The organism is Rhizobacter fulvus (assembly GCF_964020785.1).
The window spans coordinates 1,981,525-2,001,453 of the sequence record NZ_OZ224516.1; the positions used below are offsets into that span (position 1 = coordinate 1,981,525).

General features: G+C 70.5%; 16 protein-coding genes. 11 read left to right on the top strand and 5 right to left on the bottom strand.

The window, feature by feature from the left end; translation table 11 throughout:
- Positions 1-3 precede the first annotated feature (3 nt).
- From ACWH49_RS09450 to ACWH49_RS09465, 4 genes are all read left to right on the top strand, one after another.
- Positions 4-642, top strand: a complete 639-nt coding sequence (locus tag ACWH49_RS09450) for an FMN-binding negative transcriptional regulator (RefSeq protein ID WP_448171233.1) — start codon at positions 4-6, stop codon at positions 640-642.
- Between the two features lie 100 nt (positions 643-742).
- Positions 743-2,221: an MDR family MFS transporter gene (locus tag ACWH49_RS09455; RefSeq protein WP_448171234.1), complete on the top strand. Its 1,479-nt coding sequence runs from the start codon at positions 743-745 to the stop codon at positions 2,219-2,221.
- 12 nt (positions 2,222-2,233) lie between these two features.
- Positions 2,234-2,962, top strand: a complete 729-nt coding sequence (locus tag ACWH49_RS09460; protein ID WP_448171235.1) for a c-type cytochrome — start codon at positions 2,234-2,236, stop codon at positions 2,960-2,962.
- The gene (locus ACWH49_RS09465; RefSeq protein ID WP_448171236.1) at positions 2,959-4,251 is read left to right on the top strand and encodes a c-type cytochrome; all 1,293 of its coding nucleotides are present in this window, start codon (positions 2,959-2,961) and stop codon (positions 4,249-4,251) included. Before ACWH49_RS09460 ends, ACWH49_RS09465 begins: the two co-directional genes overlap by 4 nt.
- 22 nt (positions 4,252-4,273) lie before the next feature.
- On the opposite strand, the gene ACWH49_RS09470 is transcribed toward ACWH49_RS09465, so the two are convergent.
- The 3 genes from ACWH49_RS09470 to ACWH49_RS09480 form a co-directional block, all read right to left on the bottom strand.
- The gene (locus tag ACWH49_RS09470) at positions 4,274-4,783 is read right to left on the bottom strand and encodes a single-stranded DNA-binding protein (RefSeq protein ID WP_056466777.1); all 510 of its coding nucleotides are present in this window, start codon (positions 4,781-4,783) and stop codon (positions 4,274-4,276) included.
- 254 nt (positions 4,784-5,037) lie between these two features.
- Entirely contained in the window at positions 5,038-5,385 is a 348-nt protein-coding gene (locus ACWH49_RS09475) for a diguanylate cyclase domain-containing protein (protein WP_448174334.1), read from the bottom strand.
- Positions 5,386-5,469: 84 nt separating this feature from the next.
- Positions 5,470-5,898: a hypothetical protein gene (locus tag ACWH49_RS09480; RefSeq protein WP_448171237.1), complete on the bottom strand. Its 429-nt coding sequence runs from the start codon at positions 5,896-5,898 to the stop codon at positions 5,470-5,472.
- Between the two features lie 148 nt (positions 5,899-6,046).
- Here ACWH49_RS09480 and ACWH49_RS09485 point away from each other — a divergent pair, with 148 nt between their 5' ends.
- The 3 genes from ACWH49_RS09485 (at position 6,047) to ACWH49_RS09495 (ending at position 10,969) form a co-directional block, all read left to right on the top strand.
- A complete protein-coding gene (locus tag ACWH49_RS09485; protein WP_448171238.1) occupies positions 6,047-7,618 on the top strand; it encodes a methyl-accepting chemotaxis protein in 1,572 nt (523 codons plus the stop codon).
- A gap of 86 nt (positions 7,619-7,704) precedes the next feature.
- Positions 7,705-8,853 (top strand): diguanylate cyclase, encoded by a 1,149-nt coding sequence (locus ACWH49_RS09490; RefSeq protein WP_448171239.1) that lies wholly within the window; start codon positions 7,705-7,707, stop codon positions 8,851-8,853.
- Positions 8,854-8,878: 25 nt separating this feature from the next.
- Complete coding sequence (locus ACWH49_RS09495) at positions 8,879-10,969, top strand: ATP-binding protein (protein WP_448171240.1); 2,091 nt, start codon at positions 8,879-8,881, stop codon at positions 10,967-10,969.
- 18 nt (positions 10,970-10,987) lie between these two features.
- Here ACWH49_RS09495 and ACWH49_RS09500 read toward each other — a convergent pair whose 3' ends face one another.
- On the bottom strand, positions 10,988-13,393 hold the full coding sequence (locus ACWH49_RS09500; RefSeq protein WP_448171241.1) for a response regulator: 2,406 nt from the start codon (positions 13,391-13,393) through the stop codon (positions 10,988-10,990).
- A gap of 234 nt (positions 13,394-13,627) precedes the next feature.
- Between ACWH49_RS09500 and ACWH49_RS09505 the strand changes: the two genes are divergently transcribed.
- Positions 13,628-14,311, top strand: coding sequence for a response regulator (locus ACWH49_RS09505; RefSeq protein ID WP_448171242.1), 684 nt, complete (start codon positions 13,628-13,630; stop codon positions 14,309-14,311).
- Here ACWH49_RS09505 and ACWH49_RS09510 read toward each other — a convergent pair.
- Complete coding sequence (locus tag ACWH49_RS09510) at positions 14,253-16,277, bottom strand: ATP-binding protein (RefSeq protein WP_448171243.1); 2,025 nt, start codon at positions 16,275-16,277, stop codon at positions 14,253-14,255. The two genes, ACWH49_RS09505 and ACWH49_RS09510, sit on opposite strands and share 59 nt — an antisense overlap.
- Positions 16,278-16,409: 132 nt before the next feature.
- Between ACWH49_RS09510 and recQ the strand changes: the two genes are divergently transcribed.
- The 3 genes from recQ to ACWH49_RS09525 are packed head-to-tail and all read left to right on the top strand — an operon-like array spanning position 16,410 to position 19,871.
- Positions 16,410-18,290, top strand: coding sequence for a DNA helicase RecQ (gene recQ, locus ACWH49_RS09515; protein ID WP_448171244.1), 1,881 nt, complete (start codon positions 16,410-16,412; stop codon positions 18,288-18,290).
- Between the two features lie 22 nt (positions 18,291-18,312).
- Positions 18,313-18,960: a sigma-70 family RNA polymerase sigma factor gene (locus tag ACWH49_RS09520; RefSeq protein ID WP_448171245.1), complete on the top strand. Its 648-nt coding sequence runs from the start codon at positions 18,313-18,315 to the stop codon at positions 18,958-18,960.
- Positions 18,957-19,871 (top strand): hypothetical protein, encoded by a 915-nt coding sequence (locus ACWH49_RS09525; RefSeq protein ID WP_448171246.1) that lies wholly within the window; start codon positions 18,957-18,959, stop codon positions 19,869-19,871. Before ACWH49_RS09520 ends, ACWH49_RS09525 begins: the two co-directional genes overlap by 4 nt.
- Positions 19,872-19,929 lie beyond the last annotated feature (58 nt).

The window sequence follows — 19,929 nt, forward strand, 5'->3', positions numbered from 1 at the left end:
GCCATGTACCTGCCCGCCCATTTCGAAGAGAAGCGCCCCGAGGTGCTGCACGCCCTGCTCCGCGAGCATCCGCTCGGCCTGCTGGTGACGCAGGACGCGGCCGGCGAGCTGGCCGCGAACACGGTGCCGTTCGTGCTCGATGCCGACCCGGCCGGCGGCCCCGGCATCCTGCGCGCGCACGTCGCGCGCGCGAACCCGGTGTGGCGCGAAGCGCGCACCGATCGCGATTCGCTGGTGGTGTTCCAGGGTCCGCAGGCCTACATCTCGCCGGGCTTCTACCCGAGCAAGGCCGAGCACGGCAAGGTCGTGCCGACCTGGAACTACGTGATCGCGCAGGGCCGCGGCCGACTGCGCGCGGTCGACGACGCGCCGTGGCTGCGCGCGTTCGTGACGCGCCTGACCGATCGACACGAGGCCGCGCGCGAACAACCGTGGGCGGTCACCGACGCGCCCGACGACTATGTCACGTCGATGCTGCGCGCGATCGTCGGCATCGAGATCGAACTGGGCTCGCTGGTCGGCAAGTGGAAGGTGAGCCAGAACCGCAGCGCCGCCGACCGCGACGGCGTGGCGCGCGGGCTGCGCGACGCCGGCGTTCCCCGGGCAGCGGAGCTCGCCGGCTACCCGGCCGCGGAGAGCTGAGGGTCGCGCGCGCGGCGCGGCAGCACACTCGCACGCTTTGAGGCATGCTCGGCACCCCGCCGTCGCCGACCCGCCCGCATTGAGTGCTGCCCACACCCCGTTGACCCCGAGCCAGTTCCGCGCCGCGACCGCCGCGGTGATGATGACCATCCTGCTAGCGGCGCTCGACCAGACCATCGTCAGCGTCGCCGTCCCGACGATCGCGCGGCAGCTCGGCGGTTTCGAGTGGATGGCGTGGGTGATCTCGGGCTACCTGATCGCATGCACTGTCGTCACGCCGCTGTACGGCCGGCTCAGCGACCTGGTCGGGCGGCGCCGCGTGATGACGATCGCGATCCTGATCTTCCTGACCGCCTCGATCGCCTGCGCGCTCGCCCAGACGCTGCCGCAGCTCGTGCTCGCGCGCGTGGTGCAGGGCATCGGCGGCGGCGGGCTGATCGCCACCGCGCAGTCGGTGATCGCGGACGTGGTGCCGCTGCGCGAACGCGGCCGCTACCAGAGCTACGTCAGCATCGTCTGGGCGGTCGCGAGCATGCTGGGACCGGTCATCGGCGGCGTGCTCACCGAGTACCTGTCGTGGCCCTGGATCTTCTGGATCAACCTGCCGGTGGGGCTGGTCGCGCTGTTGCTGGTGCACCGCTCGCTGAAGGCCCTGCCGGTCACGCCGCGCCGGGCGCGCATCGACGGCATCGGCGCGCTGCTGCTGCTGACCGGCCTGACCGCGCTGCTGATCCCGATCACCCGGGTCGGCCAGGGCACGGCCTGGTCCGACGCGTGGAACCTGATCGGCTGGGCGATCGCGGTGGCGCTGTTGGTGGTGTTCGTCGCGCAGCAGCGCCGTCACCCGCAGGCGATCGTGCCGATGGCACTGTTCGCGAACCGCACGGTGGTGGCGTGCTGCGCGCTGCTGTTCATCTGCTTCTTCAACTTCATCGCGATGTCGGTGCTGGTGCCGTTGCGCCTGCAGCTGGTGGCCGGCTACAGCGCAGCCGATGCGGCACTGCGGCTGCTGCCGCTGACACTCGCGATTCCCGCCGCCGCGTTCGCCAGCGGCCGCTGGCTCTCGCGCACCGGGCGCGTGCTGCCGATGCAGCGCCTCGGCGTGATGCTGGTGCCGGTCGCACTGGCGGCTTCGGGCTTCGCGTCGGCCGGCGGATGGGCCGCGACCGCGGCGCTGGTGCTGCTGGGCGCCGGCATGGGGCTGCAGATGCCTACCACGCTGATCACGGCGCAGCAGTCGGTGTCGCGCGACCAGCTCGGCACGGTCACGGCGCTGACGTCGTTCTTCCGCCTGCTGGGGGGCGCGATCGGCATCGCGGTACTGAGCTCGGTGGCGTTGCTGCTGCTGCGCGAACACCTGCCCGCCGGCGTCCAGGGGCTCGATGCCGAAGGCCTGGGACAGCTGATCGACGCCTCGCGCGGCGGCCATGGCGCGCCGGCCAGCGACGTGGCGTTCCAACGCGTGATGTGGTTGAGCGCCGCGATCTCGCTGCTGTCGCTGTGGTTCGTCGCACACCTGCCCGACCTGCGCCTGCACGAGGCACGCCACGCATCGCCCGGGGCGGCCGCGGAACCCTGATACAACCTCCCCATGGCGGAATTGAATCTGAAGGCTGGCTGGCGCGCGCGATGCGCCGCGGCGACGATGTGCGCCGCGGCCACCCTGGCGGGCGCCGCACCGAAGGTCGAGGACACGATGGCGCAGCGCGTGCAGGCCTGCACCGGCTGCCACGGGCCGCAGGGCCGCGCGGCGAGCGACGGCTACTACCCGCGCATCGCCGGCAAGCCCGCGGGCTATCTGTACAACCAGCTCGTGAGCTTTCGTGATGGCCGGCGTCAGTACGCGTTGATGACGAACCTGCTCGCGCCGCTGTCCGACGCCTACCTCCGCGAGATTGCCGAGCACTTCGCGAACCTGGAAATTCCCTACCCGCCCGCACAGGCGGCGACCGGCAGCGTCGATGCGCTGAGCCGCGGCGAGGCGCTGGTGCTGCGCGGCGACGCGGCGCTGAAGATCCCCGCCTGCGTGCAGTGCCACGGCAGCGCGCTGATGGGTGTCGCGCCTGCGGTGCCGGCGCTGATCGGCATGCCGCGCGACTACCTGAACGCGCAGCTCGGCGCGTGGCGCACCGGCACCCGGCACGCGAACGCGCCGGACTGCATGGCGCAGATCGCGCAGCGCCTGGCGCCGGCCGACATCAGCGCGTTGTCGCAATGGCTGGGGGCGCAGCGCGTGGCGTCGAACGCCAAGCCCGCGACGCAATTGCCCGAGCCGCTGCCGATGCCGTGCGGCGGCGTCCCCGACGGGCCCGCGAAATGAGCCGGCTCTTGATCCGCGCCGCGCTCGCGGTACTCGTGCTCGGTGCGCTCGCCGCCGGGCTGGTCGCCTGGCTGAACGTGCGCGGCGAGTCGCCGCTGGGCAGCGCTGTGTCGGCTCCCGCCAGCGCCGAACTCGTCGTTCGCGGCGCCTACCTGGCGCGAGCCGGCAACTGCATGGGCTGCCACACCGTACCCGGCGGCGCCGCGTATGCCGGCGGGCGCGGCGTGCCGACGCCGTTCGGCACCATCTATGCGCCCAACCTGACGCCCGACGGAACGACCGGCATCGGCGAATGGTCCCCGGACGAGTTCTGGCGCGCGCTGCACAACGGCCGCTCGCGCGACGGGCGCCTGCTCTACCCGGCGTTCCCGTACCCGAACTACACGCGCGTGACGCGCGCCGATTCGGACGCGATCCACGCGTACCTGAAGAGCCTGCCGCCGGTCGTGCAGGCGAACAAGGCACACGAACTGCCGTTCCCGTTCGACCAGCAGGCAGCGCTCGCCGTCTGGCGCGCGCTCTACTTTCGCGCGGCCGAACCGATGTCCGCGAACGACGCGGCCGGCACGACACCGGTGCAGCGTGGCGCCTACCTTGTCGAGGGCCTCGGCCACTGCAACGCGTGCCACGCCAGCCGGAACGCGCTCGGCGCGACCACCAGCACGCTGGACCTGGCCGGCGGCCTGATCCCGGTGCAGAACTGGTACGCGCCGGCGCTCGATTCGCCCGACGAAGCCGGCGTGGCCGACTGGGACCTGGCCCACATCGTCGAGTTGCTCAAGTCCGGCGTCTCGGCACGTGGCGCGGTGATGGGCCCGATGCGCGAGGTCGTGGCCGGGAGCACTCAGCACCTGAACGACGCGGACCTGCAGGCGATGGCCGCCTACCTGAAGGCCCTGCCGCAGCGCCCCGCGTCCACGACGTCCCGGACGAGCGCCACCGGCGCCGCACCGGCCGATTCGAGCACGCCCGGCGCCAAGCTGTACGCCCAGCACTGCGTGCAATGCCATGGCGAGCAGGGCGAGGGCGTGGCGGGCATCTACCCGGCGCTGGCCGGCAGTCGCGCGGTCACGCTGCGCACGCCGGCGAACCTGGTCCACATGGTGCTGGAGGGCGGGTTTCCGCCGAGCACCGCGGGCAACCCGCGGCCGTTCGGCATGCCACCCTATGCCACCGTGCTGAGCAATGACGACGTGGCTCAACTGCTGAGCCACGTGCGCACCAATTGGGGCAATCGCGCTGCGCCGGTATCGGCGCTCGACGTCGCGAAGTACCGCAGCGTCAAGTGACGATGCGGCGGCGCGGGCCGCGTCAGAACGGGATGTCGTCGTCCATGTTGTCGAAGCCGGTCGAGGCCGACTTCGGTGCCGGACGCTGCGGCGCCGCCTGCGGGCGAGCCGCCGGCGCCGAGCGCGCCGGGGCGCTGCGCTCGCTGTAGCCGCCGCCTTCGTCGTCGCCGCCGCTGGCGCGACCGCCGCCGCTGTCGTCACGGCCGCCGAGCAGCTGCATCGAGTCGGCCACGATCTCGGTGGTGTAGCGGTCGACGCCTTCCTTGTCCTGCCATTTGCGGGTCTTCAGGCGGCCCTCGATGTAGACCGGGCGGCCCTTCTTCAGGTACTCGCCGGCGATTTCGGCCTGGCGGTCGTACAGGACGACCGAGTGCCACTCGGTCTCTTCCATCTTCTCGCCGGAATCCTTGCTCTTCCAGTTGCGCGTCGTCGCGATGCGCAGGTTGCAGACGGCGGCGCCGCTGGGCGTATAGCGCACCTCGGGATCACGGCCGAGATTGCCGAGGACGATGACCTTGTTGACTGATGCCATGGAGCGCTCCGAACACTGTTTTCGAGCCGAAGCTTACTCCAGCCCGATCCGGCGCGCCGGGCCTCACGGCGCCCCCGCCGCGCGCGAGTCATTTCGCCTCGAGCTCCTCGGGCGGCATCGGCCGCGCATGGAAGTAGCCCTGGGAAACATCGCAGCCCATGCGCGTCAGCAGCCCGGCGATCTCGGCCGTCTCGACCGCTGGCCGTCAGCGTCAAGGACACGCCGCTGATCGTGAGCGCCTGGGCGACGTGTCGTCAAGGTCGCCGTACAGCGTTCCGATCACGTTCTCGCGCGCGGGCAGCGAGACACACAGCGCGATCTGGTCGCCGCCCAGGCGGGCGATGAATCCGCCGCTGCCGAAGCGCTGCGTCAACCTCGGCCAGGGCCCGCAGGATGGTGTCGCCGGCCGCATGGCCCAGGGACTCGTTGACCTCCTTGAAGCGATTCAGGTCCAGCGTCACGACACCGAGCGCGCCCTGGCGGCGCTCGTCGATCGCCTGCTGCAGCCGGTGCTGGAACGCGTACCGATCGAGCAGGCCGGTGAGCGGATTCGCGCGCGGTGCGCGCGACGATCGACTCGGACAGGTGGCGCACCATCGAATTCTTCCGCGCGAGCGCGGATCGCGCCGCGTACAGCCGCGACCCGAACATGATCGCCGCCAGCCCGGCGAGCAGCAGGCAAAGGATCAGGCCCGGCGACCGGCGCAGCCAGTTCTGCTCGACCAGCGGTGCCGACACCGCGACGGCTCGACCCGACTTGTCTCCTCGAAGTAGCGAAACAGCGGCACGCCCGCCGGCGTCGAGAACATCACATGCACACCGGCGACGACGCGGATGCTGACGGACGTCGCGACCAGGCGCCGTACCGGCACCAGCGCCACCATCTGCCCGGCCTGAACGAACTCCTGCTGCGCGCCCAGGCGGATCGGCAGGCACCAGTCGAGCCCCGGCAGGAACACCGCCGGCAGCAGCTGCAAGCCCGACCCGTCGCTGGCGAACAGTTGCACGCCTTCGGCCACCTTCACGGCGCGGGCCTGGTCCTGGGCGATCGCCGCCTGTCGGTCCTGCCGCAGCGTCAACACGACCGCTGCCGCCAGCGCGCGTGTCCGGACCACCGGGCCGTCGCCTTTTGTCAATCTGGCGACATTTGCCGGCCGCGCTCCCTTCAATGTCGGCCACCCGACAAAACAGGGCTCGCGGCGTTTGTCTGTCCCGCCCCCGCGCCGATACCGAGAGTCAACCGTTCAATCCGGAAGGAAAGAGATGTTCGCCAAGATGAAGATCGGCCGGCGCCTGACGCTCGCCTTCGCGGTGCTCGGGGCCATGCTGCTCGGGACCGCCGGCATCGCGTTGTGGGGCATGAGCAGCATGCGCGCATCGGCGGTCGCGATCAACGCGAACTGGCTGCCCAGCGTCGAGACGCTGGGCCAGATGCACGTGGCGAAGTCGGACCTGCGGGTGCTCGAGCTGCGCCACTTGCTGATGACGGACGACCGCGAGCGCGCCGAGGTGGAGATCCGCATCGCCAAGACGCTGGCCCAGTTCGACAAGGCGCGAACGACCTACTCGCATGCGCTGATCGGCAGCGTCGAGGAACGCCGGCTCTACGAGGGCTTCATGGCCCGGTGGAAGGGCTACCTGGCCACCAGCGAGCAGGCGGTCGCGCTGTCGAAGCAGCACGATGCCGAGGGCGCGCGCCGCCTCGTGTTCGGCAGCTCGCTCGATCAATACACCGCAGCGACCGAGTCGCTGATCAAGGTGATCGCGTTCAACCATGCCGGCGCCGTGACCGCAGGACTGGCCAGCGACGCCGCCAACACGCGCGCGCGGGTCGCGATGCTCGCCGCCGCCGCGCTCGGCCTGGGCTGTGCCGGACTGCTGTGCCTTCTGGTGGTGCGCAGGCTGGACCGCGACCTGGGCGGCGAGCCGTCCGACGTGGCCGCCCTGGCGAACCGGATCGCCGGCTCGAACCTCGGCGGCACGATCGCCGTGAGGCCCGGCGACACCACCAGCGTGATGGCAGCGATGGCGCGCATGCAGGCGTCGTTGCAGCGCATCGTCGGCTCGGTGCTCGGCAGTTCGGACCACGTCGCGACCGCGAGCGCGCAGATCGCGCAGGGCAATGTCGACCTGAGCGAACGCACCGAGCGCCAGGCCTCGGCCCTGGAACAGACGGCCGCATCGATGGAGCAGCTCGCCGCCACGGTCCGCCAGAACGCCGACAACTCCAACCAGGCGAATCAGCTGGCGCTCGGCGCCAGCGCGGTCGCGATCCAGGGCGGCGAGGTGGTGCGGCAGGTGGTCGAGACGATGCGCGACATCAACGCGAGCTCCAAGCGCATCGCCGACATCATCGGCGTGATGGACAGCATCGCCTTCCAGACCAACATCCTCGCGCTCAACGCAGCCGTGGAGGCGGCACGCGCCGGAGAACAGGGGCGTGGGTTCGCGGTCGTCGCCAACGAGGTCCGCAGCCTGGCCCAGCGCAGCGCCGACTCGGCCAGGGAGATCAAGGATCTGATCTCGTCGAGCGTCGACCGGGTCCACCAGGGCACGACGCTGGTCGATCGGGCCGGCGCCACGATGAGCGAGATCGTCGCGTCGATCCGGCGTGTCAGCGACATCGTCGCCGAGATCAGTGCGGCCAGTGCAGAGCAGAGCGCCGGCGTTGGTCAGGTCGGCGAAGCCGTCGCGAGCATGGACCAGGCCACGCAACAGAATGCCGCGCTCGTCGAGCAGAGCGCCGCGGCCGCCGAGAGTCTGCGCGACCATGCGCGCCAGCTCGTCACCTCGGTGGCGGTGTTCGATGTCGGGCAGAGGCCGCGGTCGACTTGATTGTCGGCGCTGCGACTATGTCTGCCCGCCCGTCCGTTGACGAGGCCGAAGCGCCCGCGCACCCTTCGATTCACAGACGCGTCGACATGGCTCTTTCAGCGCAAGCCCCGCCCCTTTCGAAGGATCTGCTCGATCATGCGCACCGCGAGAAGGTGCAGCACACGATCGAACAGGTCTTCACCACGCAGGCCACCACGCCGCTCGGCTGGCTCGTCGTGCTGGGCCTGGTCTCGACCCGCGCACCGGTGGGCCCGACCCTCTACTGGATCGGCTGCTTCTCCGTGGTGCTCGCGTTCATCCTCGAGCGGCTCTGGCACGCGCGCTCCGAGCGCTGTTCGCCGACGCGCAAGCTCGCCTGGCTGCATGTCGCGGCCTTCCTCGACGGGCTCGCCTGGGGCAGCTTGGCGCTGTTCGTCTTCGGCGTCGACGGCGTCCTCGACACCTGGCTGGTGACGACGCTGTGCGGCGTGGCGGCGGTCAACGCGCCGCCAAGGGCGCTGGTGCTGACCGCATACGGCGCGCAGCTGTTCGCGATGTGGCTGCCGATCGCGGCATTCGGCATCGCGCACCTCCACACGCCGGGCTCGCTCCAGATGGTCGTGGCGGTGGCGGTGTTCCAGGGCGTCCTGATGCTGTATGTGCGCCGCGTGGAACGGGTGATGAGCCACAACATCCTGCTGCGCCTGCAGAACGCGGAACTCTCGGCGCAGTTGCAGCAGTCGCTCGAACACGTGGTGCGCGAGGCGGCGACCGATCCGCTGACCGAGCAGGCCAACCGTCGCGAGATGGACCGCGTGCTGCTCGAGGTCGACCGGCGCCGGCGCTCGGTCGGCGGCACCTACTCGTTGCTGATGCTGGACATCGACCACTTCAAGCAGATCAACGACCGCTTCGGCCACGATGTCGGCGACCGGACCCTGCAGGCCTTTTCGCGCCGGGTGTCCGACTGCCTGCGCCCCTTCGACCTGCTGGCCCGCACCGGCGGCGAAGAGTTCACCGTGTTGCTGCGGGACGCCTCGGTCAGCCAAGCCGCCGCGATCGCGCGGCGCATCTGCGAAGCCGTCGCCGCCCAGCCGCTGCTGGTCGATCCGCTGCTGCACGCGACAGTCTCGATCGGCGTGGCCGAGCAGCGCGGCCAGCAGACGCCCGCCGACGTGGCCAAGTGCTGCGACGTCGCGGTCTACGAGGCCAAGCGCAACGGCCGCAACCGGGTCTGCGTGGCGGATGCGCGATGAGCCCGTCGGCAAGCAAGGGCCCCGGTTGAACTCGCCTGCAAAAGCCGCCCGCGGCGCGAAAGCGAACCTGTCGCGTCCCTCGAACCCGCTGGCCCGGGCGCAGCAGCGGCGGCGCAGAGCGTCCCGCAGCGGTGCCCACGTCGCGCTGGCCGAGAAGGAGCGTGCGCTCGAGCTGACGCTGGAGAGCATGCTGCACGGCATCATCAGCGTCGACCGGGACGGCGTGATCAACATCCACAACACGCGTGTGTTCGAACTGCTCGATCTGCCGGCCGCGCTGTTCGAGGGCAGGGCCCGCTTCGAGGACATCCTGCGCTTCCAGATGGAACGCGGCGACTTCAGCGCACCGGCCGTGCTCGCGCAGGGCGCCGACCCGTCGCTGGGCAACGGCACCGGGCCCGGCGCGCGGGAGGGCCAGCACGTGCGGCGCACGCGCTCCGGCGGCTACATGGAGGTGCGCACGATGCCGACCGCAGACGGCGGCTTCGTGCGCACCTATGTCGACGTGACACCCTACGTCCGTACCCAACAGGCGCTGCGCAATTCCGAACGGGAAATGCGCGCGATGCTCGATGGCTTCCCGGGGCTGATGGTGGTCTGCGACGACGAGCTGAACTATCTCTACGTCAACGACCGCGCGGCCGCGTGGATCGGCCATCCGCGTGCCGAACTGATCGGCCGCTCGGCGCGGCCGCACCTGAGCGCGCAGCGCGCCGCCGACATCCTCGACTTCATGCACCAGGCCACCACCGGCGCCCAACTGACGGTCGAAAGCGCCTACGACCCCGGCCCGGACGTGCCCACGCGCTGGCTCCAGGTCACCCAGGTGATGGGCGCGGATGCGCGGCCCGGCAAGCGCAAGTGCTATGCGTTCGCGCTGGACATCACCGCCCGCAAGGAGGCCGAAGAAGCGCTGATCGCCGCGAAGGAACAGGCCGAGCGTGCCAGTCGCGCGAAATCCGATTTCCTGCGCAACATCTCGCACGAACTGCGCACGCCGATGAACGCCATCGCGGGGTTCGGCGAGCTGCTGCTGTCCGACCGGGACTCGCCGCTGTCCGACAAGCAGCGCCTGCAGATCGGCGAAATCCGGCACGGGGCGCGGCACCTGCTCGCGCTGATCAACGAGCTGCTCGACCTGTCGATCGCCGAGCAGGACCAGCTGAAGATCACGCTCGCGCCGGTGCCGATGCGCGGCGTGATCGACGAGTGCGTGGCCCTGCTGCGGCCACTGGCCGACACGGCCGGCATCCGCCTCGTGGCACTCGACGCCGGCGCCCCGGAGGTCCATGGCCTGGGCGACCGGACACGCCTGACGCAGGTGCTGCTGAACCTGATCTCGAATGCGATCAAGTACAACGCGCGAGATGGCAGCGTGCGCATCCGCTGCGCGCTGGTCGCGGGCGAGGTCGAGGTCGAGGTCGTCGACGACGGTCCCGGACTGAGCGCGGCGCAACGCGCCCGCTTGTTCGAGGCCTTCGAGCGGCTCGACGCCGGCAAGACGACGATCGAAGGCGCCGGACTGGGCCTGGCGCTGAGCCGCGTGCTGATGCGCGCGATGGGCGGCGCGATCGCGGTGGACAGCGCGGTGGGTCGGGGCAGCACGTTCCGGATCTCGCTGCCGGCGGCCGATCGGCCGCGGTCGAGCCGGCGCGGCATCGGCGCCGCCGGCTCCGCCCCCGCCACGCCCGCCGCCGCGCAACGCCCGCGCAAGGTGCTCTACATCGAGGACAACCCGGTCAACATCCTGCTGATGGAGGCGATGCTGGCGCGCCTGCCCACGGCGAACGCCGTGACGATGGTGTGCGCCGAGCTGCCCGAAGTCGGCCTGCGCATGGCGGTCGACGAGGCGCCGGATCTGATCCTGCTCGACATCCAGCTGCCCGGCATCGACGGCTTCGAGGTCCTGCGCCGGCTCCGCCTCGATCCGGCGTGCCGGCACCTGCCGGTGATCGCGGTCAGTGCGAACACGCTGGCAGGAGACACGATGATCGCGCGCGCGGCCGGGTTCGACGGCTGCCTCGGCAAGCCGTTCGAGATGCACGAGCTGCACAGCGCCGTGATGGGCGCGCTCGCGCGCCGGGTGACGCCCGAGCCCGATCGCGCGGCGAGCTGAGCGGGGGCACCCGCCCGCTCAGTTGGCGCGCGACGGTCCGATCGGCAGGCACGCCGCCGGGGGCGGCGGCATGACCGGCATCTCGCGCGAATCGGTCAGCCACAGCAGCAGGATGCGGTAGAACGTATCGAAGTCCAGCGGCTTCGCGATGTGGTCGTTCATCCCGGCGGCGAGCACGGCCTCGCGGTCACCCGTCATGGTGTTGGCGGTCATCGCGATGATCGGCAGGTCGACCCACTGCGGCTCCTGGCGGATCGACCGGGTCGCGGCGAAACCGTCCATGTCGGGCATCTGGCAATCCATCAGCACGCCGTCGACCTTGAAGCGCTCGAGCTGGGCGATGGCCTCCCGGCCGTCCCGTGCCGTCAGCACCTCGATATCGACCCGCCGCAGCAGCTCGGTGGCGAGCAGCAGGCTGAGCTCGTCGTCTTCGGCGAGCAGCACGCGGCGACCGCTGAGCTGCGCGCGGTACGACTCGATCTGGCTCGGCGGCGCCGCCACCCGCGGCATGCGCAACGAACTCCCGCTCAGCGCCGTCTCGTAGGCCTCGAACAGCGAGGAGGGCGTGACCGGCTTGGTCAACACGGCGCCGAGACTGATGTGCATCGAACGCACCTTCTTCAGCGTCTCGTCGCGACTGAACGCGGTGACCATCAGCACGCACGGCGGGTGGGCCACTTCGATCGCCATGCGCTGGATGCAGGCGAGCACGTTGGTGCCCGGGATGTGCCAGTCGAACAGCACCAGGTCGAAGCGGCGCTTCTGTGCCTCGGCCGATGCCACCCGGATCAGCGCCCGTTCCCCGCCCTCGACCTCCTCGACATCGAAGCCGAGGCGCCGCGCCATCGAAGCCAGCATCTGGCGGGCCGGCACGTTGTCGTCGACGACCAGCAGGCGCCCGGCGACCGGCAACGCGTCCGACCACAACAGGCGGCGGCTCTGGGGAGGCAGCCCGAGTTCGAGCGTGAACTCGAAGGTGCTGCCCTTACCGACCCGGCTGGTGACATGGATCGCGGAATTCATCAGCCCGAGCAACTGCTTGGTGATGGCAAGCCCCAGCCCGCTGCCGCCATAGCGGCGGGCGCTGTGGGTGTGGGCCTGCGTGAACGGCTCGAACAAGGTGTCGAACTTGGATTCGTCGATGCCCACGCCGGTGTCCGTGACCCACAGCCGCAGCGTCGTGGTCGTCTCCGTGCGGCCCAGCTGCGAGACGCCGATCGTCACCTCGCCGCGGTCGGTGAACTTGACCGCGTTGTTGCACAGGTTGAGCAGCACCTGGCGCAGCCGCAGCGGATCGCCGATGACGATCGGCGGCAGGCTGACGGGCTGATCGAAGATCAGCTCCAGGCCCTTCTCCTCGGCGCGCAGGCCGACGATGTCGGCGACGCTCTCCAACACGCTCTCGATGCTGAATTCCACCGCCTCGATGTCGAGCTTGCCGGCCTCGACCTTCGAATAGTCGAGGATGTCGTTGATGATCCGCAGCAGCAGCCGCGCCGAGGCCAGGACCTTCTCCATGTAGTTCTTCTGCCGCGGGTCGAGCGGGCCATCCAGCGTCAGCTTCGACAGGCCCAGGATCGCGTTCATCGGGGTGCGGATCTCGTGGCTCATGTTCGCGAGGAAGTCGCTCTTGGCCTCGTTGGCGAGTTCCGCCGCCTGCTTCTGGATCAGCAGTTGGCCGGACTGCGACTCGGAGGTCAGACGCCGTTCGATCTCGTGGCGCAAGGTCATGCGCATGTTGTCGATCGACTCCGCCAGCCGGTCGATTTCGTCGCCGCCGCGCCCGCGTGGTGCCGGCATCACCAGGGCCCCCTCCAGATTCTCGATCGAGAGGCTCGCGCTGTACTGAGCGATGTGCAGCAGCCGGCTCGCCACCAAGGCGCGCAGGCCCAGCGCCAGCAGGCCCCCGAGCAGGCCGGCACGCAGCAGTTCAGTCAATGTCAGGACGCCGACCGCGTCGAGCACGCGCTGGTTCACGGCATCGAGCGACGCTTCGAGCTGCAGCCGGCCGGTGCCGGCACTCGGGATCATGTCGTCGTCGATCGCGCGGTCGATCGGGAACGACCGCAGCAGCCGCTCGGTCTGCCCGGCGCGGACCGGGTTCACGTTGGGGGCGGACGCCTGGGTCGTGCCGTCGGCGGCCACCAGCGCCACGCCGACGATGTTGGGCATCGCCGCGATCCGGCGCAGCGCCTTCTCGACATCGACATGGCGGGACTCGCCGATCGCCGCCCGGAGCTCCGGCAACGATTCGCTCGCGACCCCTTCGAGCATCGACTCGACGCTGCGCTGGCCACGTCGGTATTCGCTCACGGCCTGCACCGCGATCGACACGACGGCAATCAGCAGTGTCGCGGCGACCGTCAACAGCACGACCTTGCCGGTGATGGACGCGCCCGGCCCCTCCATGCGTCGCTTCTCCATGTGCCCCTCGCCCTTCCGGTCTCCATCCGCACACCGCGGTGAGCACAGACCTCGATGCTCGGAATCGAATGTGCGCTCGCCGTCCCGGAGTGACCACCCGACAGGTGATGCAGGCGTCGCGGACCGGTGGAGGTTGTCGATCCGACCTTTGACGGGTAGCGCCGCCAGCGTCGCGGGCGTATGGTCTCGGCTCGGCGTCGAGAACCCTCGACACCATCTCCGGCGACCGCTCCCATGGTGACAAAGGTTCTTCTCGTCGAGGACCAGCAGCTCGTTCGAACAGGAATCCGGATGATGTTGCACATCGCCGAGCCGCGCTGCCACATCGTCGAGGCCGGGTCGCACGAGGAGGCGATCCAGCGCATGGCCGAGCACGACTTCGAAGTGGTGTTCCTCGACATCGACCTGCGTTCCGAGATGTCCGGCATCGAAACCCTCGCCGCGATCCGCGATGCCGGCCGACCGGTCAAGGTGGTCATGCTGTCCGGCCGGGACGACCCGGTCACGGTGATGCAGTGCATCTCCGCCGGCGCCTCCGGCTTCATCACGAAGGGCCAGGGCGACGAGTCGGTTTTCGGGCGCGCCCTCGCCACCATCTTCAACGGCGGCGTCTACCTGCCGTCGTCGATCGTCGGCAGCAACCGCCTCGGCAGCGCCGGCGCTGCCACCGACCTCGGCCTCACGCCGCGCCTGTGCGAGGTGCTCTACTACGTGTGCCAGGGCTTGCCGAACAAGTCGATCGCCAACCGCCTGGGCATCAGCGAGGGCACGGTGCGGCGCGACTACGTCTCGGACTTGCTGCGCTTCTTCAAGGTGGCCCGGCGCACCGAGCTGATCGTCGAGGTGGCACGCCGCGGCATCACGATTCCGCCGCCGCGTGCGGCGCTTGCGCCACCATCGCATCGATCGCCCGAATGAGCTCGACGGCCGGAAGCGGCTTGTAGAACACGGCGGCCGGCGCCAACGCCGCCAGCATGGTGGGCGACAGGACTTCGCCGGTCAGCACCATGATCTGCATCTGGTGGTCGAACAGGCGCGCAGCGCGGCAGACGTCGATCGCCGTGCGGTGGTTGGGCAGTCGGAAGTCCGAGAGGACCAGGTCGGGCGTGCGTTCCAGCATCGGCAGCAGCTGCTCGAAGGCCTCGAACGACGCTACCGTCTCGTGAATGGCGCCGTGCGCCTCCAGCAGCAGGGCCGTCGAGGTGGCGACCAGTTCGTCGTCCTCGACCATCACCACGTACACCCCGGCGAGCTGCACCATCGACGCCACCGCGACCGCCTCGGCGTCGGCGGCGGCGGCGACGAACCGCGCCGACCCGTGCGGCATCGTGACGATCATCCGGCTGCCGCGGCCCGGAACGGACTCGATGTCCAGGTGGTGCTCCGGCAGCAGCCCGAGCAGCGCACTGACGATCGACAGGCCGAGCCCGACGCCCTTGTCCGCCTGCGGCCGCCGATTGCCCACCTGATAGAACGGCTTGAAGATCGCGCCGTCCGCCAAGTGCTCCGGCGCGATGCCCAGGCCGTTGTCCTCGATCTCCAGTCGCACGCACGCCGGCAGGTTGCTCACGCGAATGCACACCTCGCAGCCCGGGCTCTTGGACGGATCGCAGTATTTGACGCCGTTACCGACCAGGTTGCGCAGGATGCGGCCCAGGAAGTGGCGATCGCTCTCGACCCAGACACGGGCAGCGGGCTTCTCGATGCGCAGCCGCACGCCCTCTTTCGCGGCGCCCTTCGCGAGCTGCACGATGCCGGCTTCGGCAATCGCGACCAGGTCGACCGTCTCGATCTCCGCGCGCATGAACCCGGATTCGAGGCGCGACATCTCCAGCATCGCGCCCAGCTGCTCCGCCATCAGGACCGACGCGCGCTGCGCCAGCTCGAGCATCTGCGCCGCAGCCGCGGCGTCGCCTTCCGCAACGCAGAGCCGGGCGGGCTCCAGCGCATTGCCGATGGCCTGGAGCGGCTGGCGCAGATCGTGGACGGCCCCGGCCAGGAACTGCGACTTCTCCTGATTCTTCCGATCTGCGCTCGCGCGCAGCTTCTCCTTCAAGTCGATCAGCGCCAACGCCTTCTCCTCGGCCTGCTGGCTGGACAGCCGGATTTCCTCGTTGCGTTGCTGCAGTTCCTGGCTCTGGCGCCGGAACGCGGCGTTGGACAGTGCGAGCTCGTACTCGCGCAGGAAGGTGAGGCGCTGCGACCGCTCCAGCTGATGGCCGAGGCTGGCGCTGAGCAGCCCGGCCGCGCAGAGGATGTTGCTGAAGCGGAAGACGTAGTAGCGGTCGCCGGTCAGATCAGCTGCGCTCAACAGCACCTCGATCGAGATCCACAGCGTCGGCGACACGAGGCAGGCCACGAGCAGCAACGTCATCGCCTTGACCGGCAGCCGGAAAGCCGCGAGCGTGTAGCTGACGACGACCATCACGCCGGGGCCGTAGTACGCCTCGGCATCCGCGTCCGGCACCAGCCGCATCTGCCAGTAGGCGCAGGCGAACACGATGTACGACCCGATCGCACAGGTTGCCGAGGCGACGCGCTCGTCGCTCTCGAACCACTTTCCGACCGTGGTGGCGAACAGCATCCCGATCAGGAACACGAACACCCCGAACCGGATGCCGAGCAGGAGCCAGAATGCCGCGTCCAGGCTGTTCGCACGAATCAGCGTGTCGCGGTCCCAGTACGCGAACACGACCCAGGCGAAGGCGCCGAGTACGATCATGGCCTGGCGCTGGCCGGCGAAGCGGCGCGCGCATTCGGCGCGGAAGGCGTGCTCGAGCGCCACCGACTTGAACGGTCGGGCGAAGGCGGACTGGTAGACCCGCGCCAGGATGCCGCGGCCGGGCACCTGCGGGCGCCCGGGGCGTGGTGGGATGGCCGTCATCGATCGACCACTCTACTGATTCACCTGCCGACGGTCGTGTCGACGCGGGCGCAATCGTCAAACGTCTGACACTCTTTCACGGGTAGCCGGGGCCGCTCCCGTACCATCGAGGGTTTAGCGCGCCCCCGCCCCGTGACCACACCCGCCTCCACCGCGCCCGACGCCATCCTGCACGACGTGTTCGGCTACAGCGCGTTCCGCGGCGCGCAGGCCGAGATCGTCGACCACGTCATCGCCGGCGGCGACGCGCTGGTGCTGATGCCCACGGGCGGCGGCAAGAGCCTGTGCTTCCAGGTGCCGGCGATCGCCCGGCACCGCCGCGAGCAGGGCGTGGCGGTGGTGGTCTCGCCGCTGATCGCGCTGATGCACGACCAGGTCGGCGCGCTCGAGGAAGCCGGCGTGCATGCGGCGTTCCTGAACTCGTCGCTGACGCTCGACGAGGTCCAGCGCATCGAGCGCGAGATGATGGGCGGCCGGCTCGTGCTGCTGTACGTCGCGCCCGAGCGCCTGACGACGCCGCGCATGCTCGCGCAGCTCGATTCGCTGGAGGAACGCGGTCTTCTCAGCCTCTTCGCGATCGACGAGGCGCATTGCGTGAGCCAGTGGGGCCACGACTTCCGCGAGGACTACCTCGCGCTCAACGTGCTGCACGAGCGCTACCCCGGCGTGCCGCGGATCGCGCTGACCGCGACCGCCGACGACCTGACCCGTACCGACATCATCGAGCGCCTGTCGCTGCACGAGGCGCGCGTCTTCATCAGCAGCTTCGACCGCCCGAACATCCGCTACGCCGTGGTCGAGAAGGACGACGCGCGCAAGCAGCTGCTGCGCTTCATTCAGGACGAGCACGAGGGCGAGGCCGGCATCGTCTACTGCCAGTCGCGCAAGAAGGTCGACGAGACCGCGGCGTGGCTCAGCAGCGAGGGCCTCACCGCACTCGCGTACCACGCCGGGCTCGACGCCGACGTGCGCCGCAAGCATCAGGACCGCTTCCTGCGCGAGGAGGCGATCGTGATGGTCGCGACCATCGCGTTCGGCATGGGCATCGACAAGCCGGACGTGCGCTTCGTCGCCCACATGGACCTGCCGAAGAACATCGAGGCCTACTACCAGGAGACCGGCCGCGCCGGGCGCGACGGCCTGCCCGCCGACGCGTGGATGGCGTACGGCCTGGCCGACGTGGTCAACCAGCGCCGCATGATCGACGAGAGCCCGGCTGCCGAGGAGTTCAAGCGCGGGCAACGCGGCAAGCTCGACGCGCTGCTCTCGCTGGCCGAGGCGCACGACTGCCGGCGCGTGCGCCTGCTCGCCTACTTCGGCGAAGAGAGCAGCGCGTGCGCCGCGTACCAGAACGCCTGCGACAACTGCCTGAACCCGCCGGCCACCTGGAATGCGACCGAGGCGGCGCGCAAGGCGCTGTCCTGCATCTACCGCTTCCACCAGAACCGCGGCCAGCGTTTCGGCGCCGGCCACCTGATCGACGTGCTGCGCGGCAAGGTCACCGACAAGGTCGCACAGAACGGCCACGAAAGCCTGAGCACCTTCGGCATCGGCGCCGACGTCAGCGAGGCGCAGTGGCGCGTCGTGCTGCGCCAGCTGATCGCGCTGGGCCACCTGCGCACCGAGGGCGAGTACAACACCCTCGAACTGACCGCCACCGCCCGGGACGTGCTGCGCGGCGACGTGCAGCTGCTGCTGCGCCAGCCGAGCGAAGCGCCGAAGCGCCGCGGCGGCACCGGCAAGACCACGCGCGGCGCGCGAACCAAGGACAAGGCGCCACCGATCCCGCTCGACGCCGCGGCCACGGCGCGCTTCGACGCACTGAAGCACTGGCGTGCCGAGGTGGCGCGAGAGCACAACCTGCCGGCCTACATCGTCTTCCACGACGCGACGCTCGCCGAGATGGCGCAGTCGATGCCCGACTCGCTCGATGCGCTCGGCGCCATCAGCGGCGTCGGCGCGAAGAAGCTCGAGGCCTACGGGCGCGAGATCCTGCGCGTGCTGGGCGACTGACGCGTTCAGGCAAACTTCACGCGTGAGCGCCCACCGCCCCGATCCCGCCGACGACGCCTTGATGGCCGCCTACGCCGCAGGCGACGCCCGGGCGTTCGAGCAGCTCTATGCGCGCCATCACGCCGGTCTGTACCGCTTCATCCGCCGGCTGCTCGGCAGTGCGTTGAACGCCCAGACGGACGAGGTGTTCCAGGACACCTGGTTGCGGGTCGTGCAGGCGCGCACGCGCTGGACGCAGGACGGCGCGAGCTTCCGCACGTGGCTGTTCACGCTGGCCCATCACCGGGTCGTCGACCTGCTGCGCCGCAGCGGGCGCGAGGTGGCGCTCGACGCGTTCGAGGACGACGACGGCGCGCCGTGGGAACCCGTCGCCGACGCCTCGGCCGCGTGGCAGCACTGGCCGGCGCCGGCCGGCGCGGCGGCGCACACCGAGGAGCTGGCGTTCTGGCGCCGTGCCGGCGAGCAGCTGCTGGGCTGCCTGGATCAGTTGCCGCTGCCGCAGCGCAGCACCTTCCTGCTGCACCACGACGACGGTTTCGCGCTCGACGACGTGGCGCGCGCGCTGGACGTGGGCTTCGAAACCGCGAAGACCCGCCTGCGCTACGCGATGAGCAAGCTGCGCACCTGCATGGGCGCGCACCTCGCGCCGCTCGGAAGCGGACCGCGATGACCGCGCCCATGCACCCGGATGACCGGGCCGACCCCGAGCGCGACGCCTGGCTGCGCGAGGCGCTGCGCCACGCGCCGGACGCGCGGGCCGCGCCGCCGACGGCCGTGAGCGACGCCATCCTGCGCCAGGCGCGGGCCGCCGCGAGCGCCGCACCCGCCGCTGCATCCGCGGCGGCGCGCGGTCGCTGGGCCCAGGCGTGGGCCTGGCTGGCCCGCCCGCCGGTGGCGGCCGGGTTCGCCAGCGTGATGATCGCCACTGTGGTGGGACTGATGTGGTGGGGCCAACCCATCGACCCGCACGCACCCCCGGCACCGGCGGCAAGCGCCGAGCCCGGCCCGCGCGACGCGGCGCCCGCCGGTGCGGCGGATGCCCGATTGCGCACCGTCGAACCCGCGCCGGCGAAGAAGCCGGCGCCGGCAAAACCTGCACCGCCAGCGGCGCCGCCGGCACCCTCGCCCACGGCCCCGATGGCGGCCCCGGCACCGGCCCCGATTCCCTTGCCCGCCCTGGAGAGCGCCGACAACCGCGCGGCAGCGGGCAAGGGCCTTGCGGAGTCCAGTGACCGGCCGGTGAGCCGCTCCGCGTCGTGGGCCGAGGCGCTGGCGTCGATCCGCGCCGAGCCGCAACGCTGGCACTGGCAGCGCAACGGCCTGGCGCAACCGATGACGCCGAAGATGCAGCGCTGGCTGGCGCAGTTCGACGCGGCCACGGTCGGCCGCTGGCGGCGTACCGACGAGGCCGCGCCGGCGCAGGCGGGCCGCGTGCTGCGCCTGTACCGCGACGGCGCGCCGACGGCGACCCTGCGTTTCGACGCCGAGCACGCCTGGTCCACGCCCGACACCCACGCCGCCGCGCTGCCGGCGGCCACCGTCGACCAGTTGCTTCAGGACCTGGACGGCGCCGCGCCCTGAGTGGCCGCCCGGCGGCGGTGAATGCCCGCAAAGGGCCGGGCCGTTATCATGGTCGGTT

Excerpts from the sequence above, each read along its gene's own strand:
- ACWH49_RS09490 (WP_448171239.1), top strand. The coding sequence starts at position 7,705 with ATGGCTCTTTCAGCGCAAGCCCCGCCCCTTTCGAAGGATCTGCTCGAT.
- ACWH49_RS09450 (WP_448171233.1), top strand. The coding sequence starts at position 4 with ATGTACCTGCCCGCCCATTTCGAAGAGAAGCGCCCCGAGGTGCTGCAC.
- ACWH49_RS09500 (WP_448171241.1), bottom strand. The coding sequence starts at position 13,393 with ATGGAGAAGCGACGCATGGAGGGGCCGGGCGCGTCCATCACCGGCAAG.
- ACWH49_RS09465 (WP_448171236.1), top strand. The coding sequence starts at position 2,959 with ATGAGCCGGCTCTTGATCCGCGCCGCGCTCGCGGTACTCGTGCTCGGT.
- ACWH49_RS09485 (WP_448171238.1), top strand. The coding sequence starts at position 6,047 with ATGTTCGCCAAGATGAAGATCGGCCGGCGCCTGACGCTCGCCTTCGCG.
- ACWH49_RS09525 (WP_448171246.1), top strand. The coding sequence starts at position 18,957 with ATGACCGCGCCCATGCACCCGGATGACCGGGCCGACCCCGAGCGCGAC.
- ACWH49_RS09505 (WP_448171242.1), top strand. The coding sequence starts at position 13,628 with ATGGTGACAAAGGTTCTTCTCGTCGAGGACCAGCAGCTCGTTCGAACA.
- ACWH49_RS09470 (WP_056466777.1), bottom strand. The coding sequence starts at position 4,783 with ATGGCATCAGTCAACAAGGTCATCGTCCTCGGCAATCTCGGCCGTGAT.
- ACWH49_RS09460 (WP_448171235.1), top strand. The coding sequence starts at position 2,234 with ATGGCGGAATTGAATCTGAAGGCTGGCTGGCGCGCGCGATGCGCCGCG.
- ACWH49_RS09510 (WP_448171243.1), bottom strand. The coding sequence starts at position 16,277 with ATGACGGCCATCCCACCACGCCCCGGGCGCCCGCAGGTGCCCGGCCGC.